Source organism: Intrasporangium sp., assembly GCF_040414665.1.
Lineage (GTDB): Bacteria > Actinomycetota > Actinomycetes > Actinomycetales > Dermatophilaceae > Intrasporangium.
The window spans coordinates 1-20118 of the sequence record NZ_JBEDUL010000012.1; the positions used below are offsets into that span (position 1 = coordinate 1).

Consider the following 20118-nt stretch of genomic DNA (forward strand, 5'->3'; position numbering starts at 1 on the left):
GCCGCGCGTCACTTTCTTCCAGAGGAAGGGCGAGAGCCGGTAGCCGACGATGCGATCCAACACGCGGCGCGCCTGCTGCGCATCCACGAGATGCATGTCAATCGCGCGGGGGCTGGCGATTGCCTGCCGCACGGCATCCTGCGTGATTTCGTGGAAGGTGACGCGATGCACCGGCTTGTCCTTCGCGGGCGTGGTCGCCTTGACGACGTGCCATGCGATGGCCTCACCCTCGCGGTCGGGGTCCGTCGCGAGATAGACGGCGCTCGCATTCTTGATCGCGGATTTGAGCTGCTTGACGGTATCCGTCTTGTCCTCGGTGACCACGTACGTCGGCGCGAAATCGTGCTCGATGTCAATGCCGATGCCGCGATCCGGCAGATCGCGCACATGTCCCATCGAGGCGCGTACCGCGTAGCCAGCGCCGAGATACTTCGTGATCGTCTTCGCCTTCGCGGGCGACTCGACAATGACGAGCTTGCGCCCCTTACCGGCAGCCATGGTCCACCTGAGTCTTCCTGCTCCCACGTGCAGCGGATTCGTCGCTGCTCCGACGTGGATGCGGACCGACCGTAACAGCCCGTGTCAAGATCCGTTCGCACCACCCGGATCTCCAGTGTGCACAATCGGTCCATGGCCAGCGGATCCACCCCACGCGCACCCGCCGACGTCCTCGTCCACCTGCGCCGGGCCCGCGACCACATGGACCGCCACTACGCGGAGCCCATCGACCTCGACACGCTCGCGGGCATCGCCGGGGTGAGCAAGTACCACTTTCTCCGGCTGTTCCGCACGACGTACGGTCGCACGCCGGCGGCTTATCTCTCCGAACGACGGGTCGAGCGGGCGCAGGACCTGCTCCGAACCTCCAATCTCACCGTCACCGAGGTCTGCTTCGCCGTGGGGTTCTCGAGCCTCGGCTCGTTCAGCAGCCGGTTCAGTGCAGTGACCGGGGAGACACCGAGGGACTTCCAGAAGAGGTACGCAGCGACCGGCGCCCCGCGGATCCCCGGCTGCTACGTGTTCATGTGGGGCCTCGCCGAACGGCGACCTCCCCAGCCCGACGGCTCCGCAATCCAGGAGAAGCCGGGACCGTCACCGCTCCCCTAGCGTCGGGGACATGATCACGAACGTATCCATTGTCAGCGTCTGGGTCAGGGACCTGGACGAGTCCCTCGCCTTCTACACCGACGTCCTCGGCTTCGAGAAGGGCGACGACGTCCAGCTGGGGCCGGACTACCGCTGGCTGACCGTCCGCCACCCCGAGCAGCCGGAGCTCAACCTCCACCTCACCACCCCCGGCGCGCCGCTGTCATCGGAGCTCGTCGAGGCGATGCGGCGCGCCCAGGCCGACGGTGGCCTCCCGGGCGTCGGCCTCACCGTCGACGACTGCCACAAGACGTGCGAGGAACTGCGCGCCAAGGGCGTCGAGTTCCTCCAGGAGCCGGCCGACCGCCCCTACGGCATCGAGGCCCTGATCCGGGACAACTCCGGGAACTGGCTCGTCCTCGTCGAGCCCAAGGAGCTCGACCCCAAAGACCTGAGTGAAGCCGACCTCGGCTGACCCGAGAGCTCCGTCAGGTGGCGGGCCAGAAGATCTGGGTCCGCCACGTGGCGGGGTCTGGCTCCTGCTCCGGGTCGCTGAGGTAGACCTCCCACATGTCGCTCGAGGGGGTGAGCCCCTGTTCCTTCATGAAGGCGACGACCTCTTCATAGGTCTGCGGGAGCGTGTCGTACGGCCCGACGTGCGTGGCTTCCACGACCCGGCCCGCGGGCAGCGAGCTCGCCGTCACGCCGTCGACGTCGGCGATCGGCCCGTCCACGGGGAACCCGGCCTCGACGTCGACCGCATCGGTCGGCATGCCGTGGTAGAGCGAGAACGGCGGCCCGGTTGGATGGTGGCCCTGGGCCTGCGCAGCCGCCATGGCCTGCGTCAAGGCCCGTCCGAAGAACTGCGGGAGGTCGTGCACGGGCACCCGCTCCCGCACGACGGCAGTCGTCTGCTCCTGGTGCTCGGTCATCCTGATCTCGGTCATGCCCCCACGTTCCACGCCGCCTCGTGGGACCACCAGGGCCGAACGGCCCAGAGTTCCGCCCCATCCCGGTTCGAGGTATCGGTTCGCTCCCGAGAGCGAGTCCGAACCTCGAACCGAACACCTCGAATCGGTCAAGGGGAATGAACGCAGGCCTCACCCGGGTTGACTGTGATAGTTTACTTGTCAACCATCTGAGGAGCCTCCCATGCCTGCACCCCTGATCTATCTCAGCCACGGCGCGCCGCCGCTTGCCGACGACACCCGATGGACGCGCGAGCTCGCCGACTGGTCCGCGACGCTCGAGAAGCCGAAGAACGTCCTCATGGTCTCGGCCCACTGGGAGGACGCCCCGACGACGCTCGGCTCGACGACGGGCGCACCGCTCGTCTACGACTTCTGGGGCTTCCCGCAGAAGTACTACGAGGTCACCTACGACGCACCCGCGGCGCCCGACCTCGCCGACGACGTGACGAGGCTGCTCACCGCTCCCGGCCAGGCGAGCTCGACCCCCGTCCACCGGGACGAGTCGCGCGGGCTGGACCACGGGGCCTACGTCCCGCTCAAGGAGATGTTCCCTGAGGCGGACGTCCCGGTCCTGCAGATGTCGATGCCGACGCTCGACCCGCGCGGCCTCTTCGAGATCGGCCGCAAGCTCGCACCGCTCCGCGACCAGGGCACGCTCATCGTCGGCTCCGGGTTCACGACGCACAACCTGCGCTGGTTCAACCCGCGCGCCGGCGCCGATGCTGCACCGCCGATGGCGAGCGCCGAGTTCGACCACTGGGCCCAGGAGGCGATGAAGCAGCAGGACGTCGACAGCATCCTCGACTTCCTCGTCAAGGCTCCGGCTGCCCGCGAGGCGCATCCGCGGACCGAGCACTTCGCGCCGCTCTTCGTCACCTTGGGGGCGGCCTACGCGTCCGGCGGTCTCGACAACAAGAGCGTGATCGAGGGCTTCTGGTTCGGCCTGTCGAAGAGGTCCTGGCAGTTCAACTGAACTGGGAACTACCGGCCCCATCCCACCGTTGACATGACTGTGGGTGTCCCACGCACGCGGCCGCAGCGCGGAACCTCCCCTGACTCCAGCGCTGCGGTCGCCCCCAGCCGCCCTCCTTGCGGGGGCGGCCGGGGTCACTCTCGGGGCGGAACCGGGGAAATCCCCCGCACGTCCCAGACGGGCGCCACGTAGAGTGGCTAACGCCCATCCAGCCGTATGCCGCTGGGCGGGCCCACGGACGTCGGCCGCGTCGAGCACGTGGCCGGGACATAGGGGAAGGACCCGTTCGAGATGAGTGACCAGCCCGCTGCCCAGCAGGCACCGGCCATGGCGAGCCAGTCGCAGACCGCGCCTGCCCCTCTGGAGCCCCCGGTGACCGAGTCGCACCTGACTCTCACTCCCCCGCCCGCCGTGGGCGCCGTCTCGGAGACATCGGCGCCGAAGATGGCCCCGGCCGTGCCCGAGGCCGTGCTTCCCGGGCTGGACTCGAAGGTCGACCAGTACCTGGGCTCGCTGCTCAAGGCCGCGACGAAGTCCCCCGAGTGGGAGGCCAAGGCTGCGGACGTGCGGAGCATGGGGACCGATGAGATCCGCTTCGCGGCCGAGTCGTCCAACCGGATGCTCCAGATGCCGGTCAAGGCGCTCAACGAGGGATCGCTGTCCCAGGGGTCCAAGGTCGGGCAGACGCTGCTCGACCTGCGCCGCACCGTCGAGGACCTCGACCCGTCGCAGGCCGCGGGAGCCAAGAAGTTCCTCGGCATGATCCCCTTCGGCGACCGGATCACCGACTACTTCCGCAAGTACCAGTCGGCACAGTCACACCTCAACGGCATCCTCCACTCGCTCCAGTCCGGGCAGGACGAGCTGCAGAAGGACAACATCGCGCTCAACCTCGAGAAGAAGGCGCTGTGGGAGTCGATGGGTCGGCTCAACCAGTACGTCTACGTCGCGGAGCGCCTCGACGCGAAGCTGGCCGCCCAGGTGGCGACCCTCGACACGACCGACCCCGAGAAGGCGAAGGCGCTGCGCGAGGACGTCCTGTTCTATGTCCGCCAGAAGCACCAGGACCTGCTGACGCAGCTCGCGGTGTCGATCCAGAACTACCTCGCGATCGACATCATCATCAAGAACAACATCGAGCTCATCAAGGGCGTCGACCGGGCCACGACGACCACCGTGTCCGCCCTGCGCACCGCGGTCATCGTCGCCCAGGCCCTCAACAACCAGCAGCTCGTCCTCGACCAGATCACCGCGCTCAACACGACGACCTCCGGCCTCATCGAGCGCACGTCCGAGCTCCTCAAGACGAACTCGGCGCGCATCCAGGAGCAGTCGGCCAGCTCGACGATCAACATCGAGTCGCTCCAGAAGGCCTTCGCCAACATCTACGAGACGATGGACACCATCGACCAGTTCAAGGTGCGCGCCCTCGACAACATGGCCGCGACGATCGGCGCCCTCGAGAACGAGGTGACCAAGTCCCGCAGCTACCTCGAGCGGGTCGCCGCCCAGGACGCCCGACGTGCGGCAGGCGCCGCTCCCGGGGCCCTCGACCTCGGGCCGGGCAGCATCTGACACCGGCGACGTTGGACATGGTGGGAGGGGCGAGGCCGAGCACGAAGGGAACATGAGCCGTGGGGATCCGATCGTGGTTCGGGTTGGACAGGCCCGAGGCACCGGAGCCGCCCACATCGGCGCCGCCGGGGCCGCCGACGACCGAGCAGCTGCTCGGCGCCCTCGACGCGGTCGAGACGCAGGCCCGCGAGGGCAGGGTGCCCGGGGTGGTCCTCTCACGCCTGACGCGAGTGACCCGGGTCGTTCGCGAGTCGATCCCTCGGCTCGAGCGCCTCGGCGTCGGTAGCTCCCAGGGCTACAGCGTCATGGCCACCGCGACCGACTACCTGCCCGTGGCGATCGGGAACTACCTCAGACTCCCCCGCGACTGGGCCGACACGCGCCCGATCGCTGCGGGCAAGAGCTCGGTCATGCTGCTCGTCGACCAGCTCGACCTGCTGGGCGCGACGATGGACAAGGTCGCCGATGCCATCAACCGCTCCGACGCGGAAGCGATCATCGTCCATGGCGCCTTCCTCGAGGAGAAGTTCGGCCATGCGTCGACCGGGGGTTCCCTCGGCCTCGGCGCGCCCGACCCCACGCCGGATCCCGGCTCGACCCCCATCACCGGCCCGCTGTCGCCGCCGGAGTGACCCGTGACCCTCCACCGCACCGCACCAAGCCCACCAACCCAGCCCACGACCCAATCGAAAGAACAGGAATCGGGCGCAAAACCTGTTCACTCGATCACCTTCCACAATCAAGAGAACAGCAATCGGGCCGAAAGCTGTTCTTTCGATCGATGTACTTCCCGACCCGAGCCCAGGGGGCTGTGAGAGATGACGACTGCTGAGTCCGCGCTCGCCGAGAGCATCGACGCGCTCGTCGACGTCGCGCGCCTCGCGGGGATCGACCCCGGCACGGCCCGTGACGAGGGGCTACGGGTCGCAGCCGCCCTCGCGGAGTCGGTGCCGGGTGCCCCACACGAATGGGCGGCCGTCGCCCTGCCCGCGGTGACGGACCTCGCGACGATCAACGAGGCCTTCTTCGACGCGGCTTCCAAGGGGCGCCGTTGGCGGCACTCCCCGACCGACCTGCTCGCGTCCCTCGCAGCGGCGGACCACGACCTCGCCGGAGACTACGCCGAGGCCCTCACCGATATCGCCTCGGACGCCGTCATGCTGGGCACGGCGCCGATCTGGGTCATCGCCAACGCGACCGCGGCGAGCGCCACCTACCTCGCCGCCGCGAACCGGGCACCGGCACCAGTCAGCCCGCCGACGGGCCCACTGCTCGGCACGGACTTCTCGACCGGGCTCCCGCCGTTGCCCCCGGGCGTCGGGACCGACGCCGTCCTGCGCGAGTGGGGCTACGTCCGCGCCCCCGGCCACGCGGAACCGGGGGGGTCGAGCGGGAGCGAGCCCAGCGGCATACGGCCTGGTGGGGAACCCGCTGCGCCACAGGAGAACTCAGCGGAGGCACCTGCCGCGGAAGCGGAGGCCACGGAGCCCGCCGAACCGGAGAAGTCGGTCGAGGAGCTGCTCGACGAGCTCGACGCGATGATCGGGCTCGACCGGGTCAAGAAGGAGATCCACCGTCAGGTCGCGCTCCTCAAGGTCGAGAAGATGCGCGTCGAGGCCGGGCTGCGGGCGATGCGGATGAGCCGGCACCTCATCTTCGTCGGCAACCCCGGCACGGGGAAGACGACGGTCGCGCGACTCGTCGGCGCGATCTACAAGGCGCTCGGGCTGCTCCCCAAGGGCCAGCTCATCGAGGTCGACCGCTCCGAGCTCGTGGCCGGATACGTCGGGCAGACGGCGATGAAGACGGCCGAGGTCTGCGCCACGGCGGTCGGGGGCGTCCTGTTCATCGACGAGGCCTATGGGCTCACCGGCGACCAGTTCGCGCAGGAGGCCGTCAACACGCTCGTCAAGGAGATGGAGGACCATCGCGAGGACCTCGTCGTCATCGTCGCCGGGTACCCGGAGCCGATGGTGCACTTCATCGCGCAGAACCCCGGGCTCGCCAGCCGTTTCACGACGACGATCGAGTTCGACGACTACAGCGACGACGAGCTGCTCGCGATCCTCGACTCCATCGCGGACAACAGCGACTACGAGCTCAGCGAGGACGCGCGGCGCCGGGTGCGCATGACGCTCGAGGCCACGCCACGCACCCCTGCCTTCGGCAACGGCAGGTTCGTGCGCAACCTCTTCGAGCACTCGGTGGGGCGGCACGCCTGGCGGCTTCAGGACGCCGTGGATCCAAGTCTCGAGGACCTGCGTCTACTCACGGAGGACGATGTCAGGGAGCAGTCGGAGGAGGATCAGGAGTCTCCGGGGGGCGACCCGGATGGTTCCTCCGAGATCGTTCCGGCAGGCTCCGAGCAGGATCTGCCAACCGACCTGCCGACCGATGAGGAGCAGAGATGACCAGCGGACCGACGACCCCCCTCCCGGTCGCGCCGCCGACCAGCTCGCGCACGCCGCTGCCCCCGCCCTCGGCGGCTCCCGCCACCGCCCCCGGCACCTCCGCGACTGCGTCGGCCGCACCCGCGACGATCCGTGGCTCCGGGCAGACGCTCCAGTCGGCGTTCACCGGTCTCTTCCAGGGCACTCCGGGGCGGATGCGCCTGCTCGGGATCCTCGGAGTCATCGCCGCCCTGCTCCTCGGCGGCGCCGCGGCCAACGCGATCCTCGCATCCGAGGCGGCGGCCGAGCGGGCCGCCACCACCACCGAGCAGGTCGTGCGGATGCAGTCGATCCAGGTCGATCTCCTGCGCGCCGACGCCCTCGCGACGAACGCCTTCCTCGTCGGGGGCCTCGAGACCGCCGACGCCAGGGCGCAGTACGACGCCGCGATGGCTGCCGTTGCCCGCAACATCGCCGCTGGGGCCGCTGCCCAGCCCGCCGACGCGAAGGCGCTCGGCACCCTCGCCGAGAAGGTCCAGGACTACGGCGCGCTCGTCGAGCAGGCGCGGTCCAACAACCGCCTCGGTCTCCCCGTGGGCGCGCGCTACCTCACCGAGGCGAGCGCCTCGCTCCGCGCCTCGGCCATCCCGGTCGTCGCCCAGATCGTCGACACGAACGAGGCACGGGCCCAGAAGGAGTTCGACCGGTCCAACTCGAGCATCCAGCTCCTGGCCGGCGTCGCCGCGCTCATCGTCCTCGTCCTCATCGCCGTCTGGCTCGCACGGCGCACCCACCGCTACCTCAACCCGTCCCTGACCGGGGGCGTGATCCTGCTCGTCGTGGGCCTGATCGTCGCCGGGACGACGATCGGCAAGATCGGCACGACGACCGCGCAGGTGGCCTCCGGGGACTACAAGCGGGCGGTCGACCTCGCCCACGTGCGCACCGCCGCCAACGACGCGCGGGCCAACGAGAGCCTCACGCTGGTCCAGCGTGGGAGCGGCCAGGCCTACGAGGACGCGTGGGTGGCCAACGACAAGACCGTGCGGGAAACCCTGGCGGGGGTGGGCGACTCTTCGGACCTCACCAACGGCTGGGACGCCTACGCGACGGCGCACAAGCAGATTCGCGCCCTCGACGACGACGGACAGTGGGAGCAGGCGGTCGAGCTCGCGACCACCCAGGAGGCCAGCGGCGCCACAGCGGCCTTCAACGCCTTCGACGAGCAGGTGACGCAGGAGCGCGATGCCGCGAGCAAGAGTGCCATCGACCAGCTCGGTGCCCTCGGCGGCGGCAGCACGGTATGGGCAGTGCTCATCGCCATCGTGTCGCTCATCGCCTCGTGGCTCATCGTCCGAGGCATCGGACAGCGGATCAAGGAGTACCGATGAAGACCCTGTCCCATCGACGCCGCCAGGGCCCGCTCGCCCTGGTGATCGCCGTGGCTGGAGCCCTCGCCCTCTCCGGCTGCACTGGCGTGACGTATGCGGAGACCCCGCTGCCACCGCCCCCGGTCGCGTCGTCGACGACTCCGTCCACCTCCAAACCACCGGTGAAGTGCAACAACCCGACGCAGTCGTACGACCCCCTGCCGTCCATCCCGTCTTCCGGCGACATCACGGACGAGTCCGTGCGCCGCATCCTCGACCGCGGCCACCTCGTCGTCGGGGTCTCTGCGGACACCTTCCTCTTCGGGGCCAGGGATCCACTCACGAACCAGATCGAGGGGTTCGACATCGACCTGGCCAAGGCGGTCGCCAAGAGCCTCTTCGGGAGCGAGTCGAAGCTGCAGCTGCGCGTCATCACGGCTGCCGACCGCATCCCCCTGCTCCAGAAGCGCGAGGTCGACATGGTGGCCCGCAACATGACGATGAACTGCGCGCGCTGGCAGGACGTCGCGTTCTCCACCGAGTACTACCACTCCGGGCAGAAGCTGCTCGTCGCCAGGGACCCGAGCGGCAAGGTCCCCAACACGAGGATCGAGGACCTCAAGGGCAAGAAGGTGTGTGCGCCGCGCGGCACGTCGACCCTCGAGAAGCTGAACACCGTCAGTGGGGTCGAGCCCGTCCCGGCGGCGGACCACACGGGATGCCTCGTGCTCTTCCAGCAGGGCAAGGCCGATGCCATCACCGGCGACGACATCGTCCTCGCCGGGCTTGCTGCGCAGGATCCCTACACCGTCGTGTCGTCGGCTCCCGCCATCACCGACGAGCCCTACGGCCTCGCCTTCAACAAGGACGACGTCTACCTCACCCGCTACGTCAACCGGCTGCTCGCCGACCTCAAGGCTGACGGCGGATGGAAGGCGATCTACAACCGGTGGCTCGCCGGTCCGCTGGGGCCGGCTCCGGCGCCGCCCGCCGCCGTGTACGGAAGAGGCGGCTGATGACGCTGTCCGGTGCGGTTCCGCCGCCTCCGACGCCCGGTGGCGCCGGCAGGGTCGGCGGGCCGTTGAGTGGCATCGTGCCTCCTCCCAGTCCGCCCGCCACAGCCAACCGAGCCAGCGGTGCTCCCACGTCCGCAACCCTTGGCGGTGGGGGCCAGTCCTCCCCCGCCGGGTTCGCCGCGCCCACTGCGCCGGGCAGCCTCGGCGTGCCGGTTCACGCCGCCGAGGCCCAGGGCTACCTCTCGGCGCTGCGCCAGTGGGTCGCGCAGCGTCGAGCCGACCTCGGCGAGGTCGACTCCGCGATCCTGCGGCTCTCGCCCTCGGAGCAGACCGCCATCACGACCGACCTCACGGTCGCGCTGACCTTCTGGAAGGCGATCAACGACCGGCTCACGCTGCTGGAAACGACCTTCGACGGGGGGCGCGTCGGTCCCAAGGAGGCAGAGCGGCTCTCGACGCTCATCCATGGTCGGCTCGACTCCAACACCTCCGAACACCTCTCCTTGCCGGCGAGCGGCTCGCTCGCGGTCAGCCTCCCCGAGGCGTGCCGCCTGCTCGACTCCCTGACCCGGACGCTGCAGGCGAGGGCATCCCTCGCGCCCGGCGCCGCCGAGGCGTCGCAGCGCATCACCGTGCTGCGTGCCGCCGCCGAGCGGGTGCGTGACCAGCTGCCCCTCGTCCCGGTGGGAGCGGAGCGCGACGCGGCCGCGGAGCACCTCGTCCGCATCGACCGCCGTGTTGCCGATCTCGTCGAACGCGCACGCCGTGGCGCTGACGTCGGCGGCATCATCGGCCCGCTGGAGATCGACCTCGCGACGCTCGAGCGCGACCTCATCGTGGCGGCGGCCGAGCGCGCCAACGCGGCCCACGACCGGGCCAACACCATGCAGCAGGTGGAGGAGCTCGATGCGCGGGCGGCGGCGATCCGGGCGCTCGAGCGCCAGTGCCTCGAAGCCGTCACACCGGCCCCCCACCTGGCCATCCCCAATGTCCGCGCGCTCGGTCCCGTCCCGCAGGGCGCCAAGGAGGTCACCGCCTACCGTCAGCGCCTCGAGCGGGTCGCCCGCGCGCTCGACCTCGCCCACGAGACGTATGCCGCTGCCCTGGCTGAGCGCGACGAGGTCGTCGGGCTCGCCGGAGCCGTCGCAGCCATGCTCGACGCGCGGCTGTCCGCGAAGCGGCTCGATGACGAGGCGCAGTCCGACGTCGAGGCCCTGCGCTCGCGGCTCGACGCGGTGCTGGTCCAGACCCCCATGCCGACCGCACGAGCGAGGGCGCTCGCCGCCGCCTACCAGTCCTACGTCGAAGCCGTGACGCGCCCGCCGTCCCGTCCAGGAAGGGCCCACCCGTGACCAGCCCAACACCCACGACCACCGCCCTCAAGTGCGCCGAGCCCGGATGCACCGGCACCATCGTCGACGGCTACTGCGACACCTGCGGCATGGCGCCCGCTGACGCAGGGGCGTCGGCTACCTCGAGCGGGTCGGCTATCCCCAGCGGGTCGGCTGCCGCCAGTGGTTCGGCCGTTGCGCCCCCCGCTCCGGCCGACCCGGACGCCGCACTCGCCACCGTGCCGGACGGCACCCGCTGTGCCCAGCCCGGCTGCACCGGAACGATCGACGACGGCTACTGCAACGTGTGCGGCACACCGGCCCACCAGGAGGAGCTCGTCCAGGTCGTCGACTCCACGGCGGTCCGGCCGGCCGGTATCGGTCCCGAGCTGTCGACCCGCTCGGCGGCCTCGAGCATGCTCGCCTCGGCCGCCCTCGGCTCGAAACGCGCCCGCCAGACCGGGTCCGTCGCCACGCGGCGGACCGGGAGCTCGCAGCGCCTCCGCAGCGCCCGGCTCGGTGGCGGCATCACCACCGTCCGGCCTGCACCGACGATCGACGCGGAGAAGGCCCTGCTCACGGACCCCGTCGTGCCAGAGGCCAAGCGGTTCTGCCCCAAGTGCGGGGAGCCCGTCGGCCGCAGCCGGGACGGGCAGCCCGGTCGGACGACCGGCTTCTGCGCCAACTGCCGTCACCCCTTCTCGTTCGACCCGAAGCTGCGACCGGGCGACCTCGTGGCCGGCCAGTACGAGGTCGCCGGGTGCCTCGCCCACGGCGGTCTCGGGTGGATCTACCTCGCCAAGGACAAGAACGTGTCCGACCGCTGGGTCGTGCTCAAGGGCCTGCTGAACTCGGCCGACCCCGACGCCCTCGCGGCGGCGATCGCCGAGCAGCGGTTCCTCGCGCAGGTGTCGCACCCGAGCATCGTCGAGATCTACAACTTCGTGACGCACGACGATGCCGGGTACATCGTCATGGAGTACGTCGGCGGCACGTCGCTCAAGTCGATCCTCAAGCAGCGGATGCAGAAGGCGGGGTTCTACGATCCCCTGCCGGTGGACCAGGCCCTCGCCTACATCCTCGAGATCCTCCCGGCCTTCCAGTACCTCCACGACCTCGGGCTCGCGTACTGCGACTTCAAGCCGGACAACATCATCCAGGTCGGCGACGAAGTCAAGCTCATCGACCTGGGCGGAGTCCGCCGGATCGACGACGAGGACTCCGCGATCTTCGGAACCGTGGGCTACCAGGCACCGGAGGTGGCCGAGCTCGGCACGTCCGTCGCATCCGACATCTACACGATCGGCCGCACGCTCGTCGTGCTCACCATGGAGTTCCGCGGCTACCAGTCGACCTATCTGGGCAGCCTGCCGCCGCAGGACTCCAGCCCGATCTTCCAGAAGTACGACTCCTTCTACCGGCTCGTCTCGAAGGCCTGCGCGCCCAGCCGGGACGACCGATTCGTCTCCGCGGACGAGCTGCGCTCGCAGATGATCGGCGTGCTGCGCGAGGTCGTCGCCATCGACCGCGGCTCGGGCGCGGCCACGACGACGGTGGGGTCGCTCCTCTTCGACGCCCCCACACCGGGCGACGAGCCCGACGACTGGCGCAACCTGCCGAACCTGCGGCGCGACCCGCACGACCCGCAGACGAACTGGCTCCACGCCGTCACCGGCAGCCCGGAGCAGCGCCTCGTGGTCCTGCGCGAGGCGCCGGCCAGGACCGCAGAGGTGCTGCTCGACCTGGCCCGCACGGCCCTCAGCGTGGGACAGCGCGACCTCGCCGAGAGGTCCGCGAGCGAGCTGCTGACGAATGACCCGTGGGAGTGGCGCGCCGTCTGGATCCAGGGCCTTGCCGCCCTCGAGCGCGGCGACGCGAAATCGGCCCAGGCCGCGTTCAACGCCGTCTACGGGCAGGTCCCGGGCGAGCTCGCACCGAAGCTCGCCCTTGCTCACGCGAGCGAGCGAGCCGGTGACGACGCGGTCGCCGAGAACCTCTACATCGCGTGCGCGCGGACCGACTCGACGTACGTGCCGATGGCGGCGTTCGGCCTGGCCCGGATCCGCGCCGCCCGCGGAGACGTCGACGGGGCGGTGGCCGCCTACAAGCTCGTCCCGACCCAGTCCAGTGCCTACCGGACGGCCCGGGCCGGGCTCGCCGAGCTGCTGGCCCGCGCCAACCGCGGCCTGCCGGACCTCGCCGAGGCCCTGCGTACGCTGAGCGACACGTCCCTCACGGCGCGCCGCCGGGCCGAGGTGACGACGCACATCTACCGCGAAGCGCTCGACAACGTGCGCAAGGGCGGCGCGAACCCGGACGTCCACCTCGGGACGTACCGGGCCACCGAGCCGGGTCTGCGCGTCGGCCTCGAGCAGGCCCTCCGGGAGCTCGCCAGCCGCACCCCCGACACCGCCGAGCGCGTCGTGCTCGTCGACGAAGCCAACACCATCCGACCCTGGAGCCTCTGGTGACCGATGCCCCCCTGCCGACCTCCCCGGCACACCCCACGGTCGCCGGCGCCACGGCCACCTGCCCGGCCTGCGGCACCCCCCACGCTGCTGACGCCAGCTTCTGTGAGGCCTGTGGAGCCGACCTGGCACCCAGGTCGGCGGCGGCGGGGGCGAGCTCAGCGGCATACGACCCGGTGATGTCCCCAGCCACCCCGCAGACGGCACCTCCCGGCGAGGAGTCACCTCTCGATGTGGGCTGGACGGGACCCGTTGCCAGCGCTGCAACGCCGACCGAGCCCACGGAGCCCACCGAGCAGCTCTGCCAGGTGTGCGGTCAGGGACGGATCGTCGACGGCTACTGCGACCACTGCGGCTCGCCGCCCCCCGACCCGCGCAACCACTACGTCGAGGCGCCCGCGGCCTGGGTCGGCGGCGTGTGCGACATCGGCAAGCGGCACGCGCGCAACGAGGACGCCATGGCGCTCAGCGCGACCGAAGCGGCGGGCAGCCGAGCCGTGCTCGTCGTCTGCGACGGCGTCTCGATGGCCACCGACTCGCACATCGCCTCGCTGGCCGCGGCCCGGGCCGCACGCGCGGTCCTCGACCAGCCCCTACCCAGGGGAGCGGGGACGCCGGACGCCTGGGCAGCGGCGGCCGCCAGGGCGCTCACCACGGCCGTGGCCACGGCCAACGACGCCGTGCGGGACGCCATCGACGGCGAGGTCGAGAACCCACCGTCGTGCACGATCGCTGCCGCAGTGATCGAGGACGGCGTCGTCGTGACCGGCAACGTCGGCGACAGTCGGGTCTACTGGCTGCCCGACGGCACGGAGCCGCCGCGACAGCTCGGTCAGGACGACTCGTACGCCCACGAGCAGATCCGCGCCGGCGTGCCACGCGAGGCCGCGGAGAACGGCCCGCAGGCCCACTCGATCACCCGCTGGCTCGGCACCGACGCGCCCGACGACCTCGCGCCCCACCTGACGACGCTCTCGGCCGATGAGGCGGCAGCCGGTTGGCTCGTCGTGTGCTCTGACGGGCTGTGGAACTACTGCTCGGCCGCGGAGGACATGCACGTGCTCGTGCACAACATGGTCGAGCAGGTCGGCGCGGCCGACCCGACCGCCGTGGCCCAGGCGCTCGTCGACTTCGCCAACGAACAGGGCGGTCGCGACAACATCACGGTTGCCCTTGCTCGACTCGCTGGGCAAGGATCACAGGAGACGACAGGCGCGGTGGTGGCCGCGTCAGAGGAAGGTGACCCGATCGATGGCTGACTTCACCGCCGAGGTGTTCCAGAACGAGTTCCTCCCCGACGGGGGGACCGACGTGCACGCGATCGTGCGCATCACGTCGACTGGCGCCTCGACCACCGGGTCGGTCGGCGTCGTCGACCCGAACTCTGCTGCAGAGGTCATCCTCATCGACACGTCCGGCTCGATGGGCCGGCGCGGTGTGATGGAGGCCGGTCACGCCGCCAAGGCCGCCCTCAACGAGATCGTCGACGGGACGCTGTTCGCCGTCGTCTCCGGCAACGGGACCGCGCAGATCGTCTACCCGTACGCCCACCAGGGCGCCCTGGCCGTCATGTCGTCGCAGACCCGGACCGAGGCCCATCGCGCCGTCGAGGGGCTGCGGGCCCAGGGCGGCACCGCCATGGGCACCTGGCTGACGCTCGCCCGGCAGATCTTCGAGACCGTGCCGTACGTGACGAAGAGGCACGCGATCCTGCTCACCGACGGCGTCAACGAGGGTGAGACGCCGGCCTCGCTGCAAGCCGCGATCCAGTCCTGCATCGGCGTCTTCCAGTGCGATGCCCGCGGCGTCGGGGACCAGTGGCGCGTCGACGAGGTGCGCGCCATCTCCTCGGCACTGCTCGGCTCGGTCGACCTGATCCCGGAGCCCGAGGCGATGGCGGCCGAGTTCCAGTCGATGATGCGGGCGTCGATGGCGCGGGGCGTCGCGAGCGCCGAGCTGCGCGTGTGGGCTCCCCAGGGTGCCGAGCTGCTCTTCGTGCGGCAGGTGTCGCCGACGCTCGAGGACCTCACGGGGCGCCGCACCTCCGTCAACGCGCTGACCGGCGCCTATCCGACGGGCGCGTGGTCCGACGAGAGCCGCGACTACCACGTGGCCGTTCGGCTCCCGGCGCGCACCCTCGGGCAGGAGCAGCTGGCGGCGCGGGTGTCGCTGGCGCTCGGCGAGGAGCCGGTGGCGCAGGGGCTCGTCAAGGCCAAGTGGAGCAATGACGACGCCCTGACGACCCGGATCGACCCGGCCGTCGCGGCCTACACCGGCCAGGCGGAGCTCGCCCAGGTCATCCGAGAAGGCTTGGCCGCCAAGGCCGCCGGCCACGACGAGGTCGCGACCGCCAAGCTCGGCCGCGCCGTGCAGCTCGCCGACCAGACCGGCAACGACGAGATGACGACGCGCCTGAAGAAGGTGGTCGAGATCGACGACGCGGACACCGGCACGGTCCGCCTGAAGAAGAGCGCGTCCAAGATCGACGAGATGTCCCTCGACACGGCGTCGACGAAGACGAGCAGGGTGCGCCGATGACGGTCACGTGTCCGAACGGCCACCAGTCCCGGGCCGACGACTACTGCGACGTGTGCGGGTCGCCGATCGAGGCATCGTCGGCTGGGTCGGGTGTCGCGGCCTCCTCCTCTGGCGGTGTCGGCACCACGGGGTCGTATGCCGCTGAGCCGGCTCCCGCACCCACGCCCGGTGCCGCTCCGGCTGGGTCCGCCGATGGGTCGGTTGCGGCGGAGGAGCCGGAGTCGCTCGAGTGCCCCAACTGCACGGCGCAGAACCCGCCCGGCGCCCTCTTCTGCGAGGCCTGCGGCTACGACTTCACGACCGGGGCGATGCCGCGGGTGGCCGGCGAGGCGGCGCCGCCTGCCCAGTCAACGGAAGGCGTCCCGGGGGATCTCGGGGATCTCGGGGATCTCGGGGATCTCGAGGACTCGCAGCAGCCGTCGAGTGTGCAGAACGCGCCCGGTGCCCCCACGTCGAGTGTGCAGAACGCGTCGGCCGAGGCCACGTCGTTCGACTGGCTCGCCGAGGTGTGGATCGACCCGGACTGGTATCGGACCCAGGAGGTCGAGGACCCGTGCCCGTCCCCAGGGCTGCCCATCATCATCCCGCTCCGCTCGCGCAGCGTCCTGATGGGCCGGGTCAGCCAGAGCCGCAACACGCACCCCGAGATCGACCTGTCGTCGGACCCCGGGGTGAGCCGACGCCATGCGCAGCTCACGACTGACGGCACCCGGTGGTTCGTCGAGGACCTCGGCAGCTCCAACGGCACCTTCGTCGGCGCGGCGGCGGGCCCCCTGCCGGACGACCCGATCGCGGTCGGCCCGAAGACCGAGCTGGACGACGACGACCGCCTCTATGTCGGCGCGTGGAGCCGCGTGGTCGTGCGCCGGGCAACGCCTGACGAGGTCGAGGCCTACGCCTGACCGACGCAACACGCCCGGCTCCTCAGTACTCCCCCTGTAGCAGCAGGGTGGACCTCGAAAGCGCCGGGCGTGTTGCGCATCCCTCGAGGAAACTTGAACTTCTAGTGAACCAGCGCGCCATTCCGGCTCTCGGCGACCTAAGGTGTGCCCTGTGACGGAACGGTCTCCCCTCCCGGACCCCGTCGACACGCCGCAGACCATCGTCGTGACGGGCGTCATGGCCGCCGGCAAGTCGACTGTCTCCCAACTCCTTGCCGAACGCTTCAGCAGGGCGGTTCACCTACGAGGCGACGAGTTCCGCCGCGTCGTCGTCAGCGGCCGCGTCGACATGTCACCGCACGGCGATCCCGAGGCGGAGCGCCAGCTCGCGCTGCGGCACCGGCTCGCTGCCCACACCGCCAACATGTACGCCGAGGCCGGCTTCACCGTCGTCGTCCAGGACCTCTTCGTGGGTGCCAGCCTCGAGCCCTTCCTGGCGCAGCTGCGCGGCCCGGTGAGCCTGGTCATGCTCGCTCCTGACGTGTCGACCGTCATGCGCCGCGAGGCAGAGCGCACCAAGACCGGTTATGGCGAGCTGTGGTCCATCCGCGACTTCGACCACAAGGTGCGGACCGAGACACCCAAGATCGGGCTCTGGCTCGACAGCTCGCAGCAGACTCCCGACGAGACCGTCGACGAGATCATCCGGCGCCTCCCCGAGGCAGGGATCCGCTGAATGGTGACGCAGTTGACCATCGGCCAGGTCGCGGAGCGCACGGGAATCGCCACCTCGGCGCTGCGCTACTGGGAGGCCCTCGGCCTGATCTCGTCCGTCCGCACCTCGGGCAACCAGCGGCGGTACGAGCGCCCGATGATCCGGCGCGTGTCCTTCATCCGCGCCGCCCAGCGGGTGGGCCTGTCCCTGGACGAGATCAAGGAGGCCCTGGCGACCCTCCCGGACTCCCGGACGCCGACGGCGCGGGACTGGGAGCGGCTGTCTGCGGCGTGGCGAGAGCGTCTCGACGAGCAGATCCGGCGTATCGAACGGCTGAGGGACCGGCTCGACGGCTGCATCGGCTGCGGTTGCCTCAGCCTGACGACGTGCGCCCTGAACAACCCCCAGGACGAGCTCGCCAGGCTCGGCCCGGGACCACACCGCCTCGAGCCGTAGCCCTCCTGGCCCCAGGCACCGCAACACGCCCGGCACCTCGAAAGGCGCCAGTGAAATATCAGGGGTGAGTCACGAGGTTCCGGGCGTGTTGCGGTGTTGGGCTGCCAGGCGGGCGCGGTCCCTCCGGAGCAGCAGCCACAGCACGACGAGCGGCACGACCAGCCCCCCGATTCCGAGGATGAGGAAGCGGCCCAGACCATCCAGGTGCTCGACGAGCCACGAGAAGTTCTGGCCGAAGAACCCGGTCACGAAGGTCAGGGGCAGGAAGATCGTGGCGAGCACGGTCAGGCGCTCGACCGTCTCGCCCTGGCGGATCCCGAGGCGCGTCTGCTCGACCGAGATGACAGCCATGTTCGCCTCGAGGATGGTGGCGAGCAGGTCCCGCTGCGCAGCCACCTCGTCGCTGATCAGGCGCAGGTAGTCGTGCACGTCGTGGAAGTACGGCGCGAGCGGACCCTCGCGGTTGGCCCGTTCGATGGTCGTCAGCACGGTCAGCAGCGGGTGGACGGCGCGGTGGAAGTTGGTGACCTCGCGGCGCAGGAAGTAGATCCGCTCGGTCGGCGCCGCCTCGCCGGCGAAGACGGTGCCCTCCACCTCCTCGATGTCCCGTTCGAGCTCGGCGACGACGGGGCCATAGCTCTTGATGACCTGGTCGAGGATGGCCCAGAGGACCGCCGGGCTGCCCTCCGCCAGCAGTTGCGGATGCGCCTCGAGGTTGGTGCGCGCTGAGTGCAGCTCGCTCGCCACGCCCTGCCGGACCGTGATGACGAAGGTCGGCGCGATGAAGGCGCTGATCTCGCCGAAGTCGACCTCTTCCCGGTCGTCGTCGTAGCGCGCCGTGCGGAGGATGACGAGCTCGACGTCCTGGCCGTACTGCTCGACCTTGGGGCGCAGGTGGAAGCTCTTGACGTCCTCGACGGCCAGCTCGTGCAGCCCGAAGCTCTCGCGGATGTCTTCCAGCTCCTCGGGGACGGGCTCGAAGGTGCCCAACCAAGCGAACCCGTCGCTGCCATCGCGGTGGAGTGCGGCCGCCTGTTCGAGGGTGAGCGCCCCCTCCTGCTGGCGGCGACCGTCACGGTACAGAGCACAGTCGATGATCATGGCGCCTCCACGTCTCGGTGTCTGCCCAGTCTCCCGCGCCACCCCATGCGCAACACGCCCGGCACCACAGAAGTCACCCCGGAAATTCCCGGGGTGAGTTCTGTGGTGCCGGGCGTGTTGCGGGGCCTGGGGCGCGTCGCGGGGGGGTCAGTCGGCGAGGGCCGAGTGCAGGGCACGCCAGTCGATGCCCTGGGGTGCCCGGTCGACGATGGTCTGGAGCAACCCGAGCCGAGCCGCCCGCAGCTCCGGCTCCTGCGCCATGACGAGCACCTCGTCGAAGAACCGCTCGAGCGCCGGCACGGCCTGGGTCGCGGCAGCCGCCCACTCGGGCAGTGTGCCACTCGCGAGATCGGGCAGTGCGGCCACCTTCTCGTGGAGCGCGCGCTCCGCGTCCTCCCGCAGCAAGGAGGTGTCGTATGCCGCTGGGCTCCCTTCCGGGACAATGCGGGTGATGCGTTGGGTGGCCTCCACGAGCTTCGGGAAGCCGTCCCGACCACGGACCGTCTCGATGTCCCGCAGGACCGCCTCGGCCTTCCCGGGCGAGCCGGCGAGCGGCTGCACCGCCCCCGCGAGCATCGACGGCACCCCCTCCTCGCGCAGCTGCTGACCGAAGCGACCGGTGACGAACTCGGCGGCGTCGGCGATCGACTCGGCGCTCACCTCGAGCCCCTGTTGACGGAGCTGGTCGGCCGCCGCACGCAGTCCCTGTTCCACGGAGATCGCAGAGAGCGTCGGCTGCGAGCGGAGGATCCCGATGACACCGAGCGCCGCGCGACGCAGCGCGAAGGGGTCCGACGACCCGGTCGGCTTCGCGCCGAGGGCGAACATCGCCATGAGCAGGTCGAACCGGTCGGCCAGCGCGAGCAACGCCCCCGGACGCGACTCCGGCAGCGCCCCGCCGGCGGTCCGCGGCTGCTCCATCTCGTACAGCGCGGCAGCGACCTCGGGTGTCTCGCCGGCCCTGAGGGCGTACTCCCGCGCCATGTAGCCCGCGAGGCTGGACAGCTCGACGACCATCTGCGACGCGAGGTCGAACTTGGCCAGCTCGCTCGCCCGGGACAGCGTCTCGCCCTCCGACGCGTCGAGCGACACATGCTCGGCGAGCGCCGCGGCGACGTCCCGGATCCGGTCGGCGCGGTCGGCCATCGACCCGACCCGCTCCTCGAAGGTGAGCTTCGCGATGCCGGCGCGCAGGTCGGCGAGCGGCACCTTGAGGTCGGCGGCGTAGAAGAACGCCGCGTCCTCGT

Annotated in this window: 19 protein-coding genes; 15 read left to right on the forward strand and 4 right to left on the reverse strand. The window is 70.5% G+C overall.

The genetic code is table 11. The annotated features are described in order from the left end of the window. Positions 1 to 498, reverse strand: a 498-nt coding sequence (locus ABF401_RS01485; RefSeq protein ID WP_353507761.1) for a toprim domain-containing protein, incomplete at its 3' end; no start/stop codon positions are given. Between the two features lie 132 nt (positions 499 to 630). Here ABF401_RS01485 and ABF401_RS01490 point away from each other — a divergent pair. Together ABF401_RS01490 and ABF401_RS01495 are read left to right on the forward strand one after the other, a co-directional pair. Continuing rightward, positions 631 to 1107, forward strand: coding sequence for a helix-turn-helix domain-containing protein (locus ABF401_RS01490; RefSeq protein WP_353507762.1), 477 nt, complete (start codon positions 631 to 633; stop codon positions 1105 to 1107). 10 nt (positions 1108 to 1117) lie between these two features. Beyond that, a complete protein-coding gene (locus ABF401_RS01495; RefSeq protein WP_353507763.1) occupies positions 1118 to 1561 on the forward strand; it encodes a VOC family protein in 444 nt (147 codons plus the stop codon). 13 nt (positions 1562 to 1574) lie between these two features. On the opposite strand, the gene ABF401_RS01500 is transcribed toward ABF401_RS01495, so the two are convergent. Then, positions 1575 to 2033, reverse strand: a complete 459-nt coding sequence (locus ABF401_RS01500) for a GyrI-like domain-containing protein (RefSeq protein WP_353507764.1) — start codon at positions 2031 to 2033, stop codon at positions 1575 to 1577. Positions 2034 to 2238: 205 nt separating this feature from the next. On the opposite strand from ABF401_RS01500, the gene ABF401_RS01505 reads away from it, so the two are divergent. From ABF401_RS01505 to soxR, 13 genes are all read left to right on the forward strand, one after another. After that, the gene (locus ABF401_RS01505; protein WP_353507765.1) at positions 2239 to 3030 is read left to right on the forward strand and encodes a dioxygenase family protein; all 792 of its coding nucleotides are present in this window, start codon (positions 2239 to 2241) and stop codon (positions 3028 to 3030) included. A 291-nt stretch (positions 3031 to 3321) separates the two neighbouring features. Then, complete coding sequence (locus tag ABF401_RS01510; protein WP_353507766.1) at positions 3322 to 4605, forward strand: toxic anion resistance protein; 1284 nt, start codon at positions 3322 to 3324, stop codon at positions 4603 to 4605. A gap of 59 nt (positions 4606 to 4664) precedes the next feature. Next, positions 4665 to 5237 carry a hypothetical protein gene (locus ABF401_RS01515; RefSeq protein ID WP_353507767.1) on the forward strand — a complete coding sequence of 191 codons (573 nt, stop codon included), beginning with the start codon at positions 4665 to 4667 and terminating at the stop codon, positions 5235 to 5237. 186 nt (positions 5238 to 5423) lie between these two features. Beyond that, positions 5424 to 7016 (forward strand): AAA family ATPase, encoded by a 1593-nt coding sequence (locus ABF401_RS01520; RefSeq protein WP_353507768.1) that lies wholly within the window; start codon positions 5424 to 5426, stop codon positions 7014 to 7016. Beyond that, complete coding sequence (locus ABF401_RS01525; RefSeq protein WP_353507769.1) at positions 7013 to 8386, forward strand: GlnX family signal transduction membrane protein; 1374 nt, start codon at positions 7013 to 7015, stop codon at positions 8384 to 8386. The genes ABF401_RS01520 and ABF401_RS01525 overlap by 4 nt, the downstream gene beginning before the upstream one ends. Then, complete coding sequence (locus tag ABF401_RS01530; protein ID WP_353507770.1) at positions 8383 to 9381, forward strand: glutamate ABC transporter substrate-binding protein; 999 nt, start codon at positions 8383 to 8385, stop codon at positions 9379 to 9381. The genes ABF401_RS01525 and ABF401_RS01530 overlap by 4 nt, the downstream gene beginning before the upstream one ends. Before the next feature lie 206 nt (positions 9382 to 9587). Further along, a complete protein-coding gene (locus ABF401_RS01535) occupies positions 9588 to 10733 on the forward strand; it encodes a hypothetical protein (protein ID WP_353507771.1) in 1146 nt (381 codons plus the stop codon). Further along, positions 10730 to 13183, forward strand: coding sequence for a serine/threonine-protein kinase (locus ABF401_RS01540; RefSeq protein ID WP_353507772.1), 2454 nt, complete (start codon positions 10730 to 10732; stop codon positions 13181 to 13183). Before ABF401_RS01535 ends, ABF401_RS01540 begins: the two co-directional genes overlap by 4 nt. Beyond that, the gene (locus ABF401_RS01545; RefSeq protein WP_353507773.1) at positions 13180 to 14439 is read left to right on the forward strand and encodes a protein phosphatase 2C domain-containing protein; all 1260 of its coding nucleotides are present in this window, start codon (positions 13180 to 13182) and stop codon (positions 14437 to 14439) included. The genes ABF401_RS01540 and ABF401_RS01545 overlap by 4 nt, the downstream gene beginning before the upstream one ends. Beyond that, complete coding sequence (locus tag ABF401_RS01550; protein ID WP_353507774.1) at positions 14432 to 15718, forward strand: VWA domain-containing protein; 1287 nt, start codon at positions 14432 to 14434, stop codon at positions 15716 to 15718. Before ABF401_RS01545 ends, ABF401_RS01550 begins: the two co-directional genes overlap by 8 nt. After that, positions 15715 to 16620, forward strand: a complete 906-nt coding sequence (locus ABF401_RS01555; protein WP_353507775.1) for an FHA domain-containing protein — start codon at positions 15715 to 15717, stop codon at positions 16618 to 16620. Before ABF401_RS01550 ends, ABF401_RS01555 begins: the two co-directional genes overlap by 4 nt. Positions 16621 to 16771: 151 nt before the next feature. After that, positions 16772 to 17335: an AAA family ATPase gene (locus ABF401_RS01560; RefSeq protein WP_353507776.1), complete on the forward strand. Its 564-nt coding sequence runs from the start codon at positions 16772 to 16774 to the stop codon at positions 17333 to 17335. Further along, positions 17336 to 17770 carry a redox-sensitive transcriptional activator SoxR gene (gene soxR, locus ABF401_RS01565; RefSeq protein WP_353507777.1) on the forward strand — a complete coding sequence of 145 codons (435 nt, stop codon included), beginning with the start codon at positions 17336 to 17338 and terminating at the stop codon, positions 17768 to 17770. It begins immediately after the preceding gene. Positions 17771 to 17839: 69 nt separating this feature from the next. On the opposite strand, the gene ABF401_RS01570 is transcribed toward soxR, so the two are convergent. After that, positions 17840 to 18871: a CorA family divalent cation transporter gene (locus tag ABF401_RS01570; RefSeq protein WP_353507778.1), complete on the reverse strand. Its 1032-nt coding sequence runs from the start codon at positions 18869 to 18871 to the stop codon at positions 17840 to 17842. 147 nt (positions 18872 to 19018) lie between these two features. Then, positions 19019 to 20118: glycine--tRNA ligase subunit beta (locus ABF401_RS01575; protein ID WP_353507779.1), on the reverse strand; the 1100-nt coding region annotated here is incomplete at its 5' end.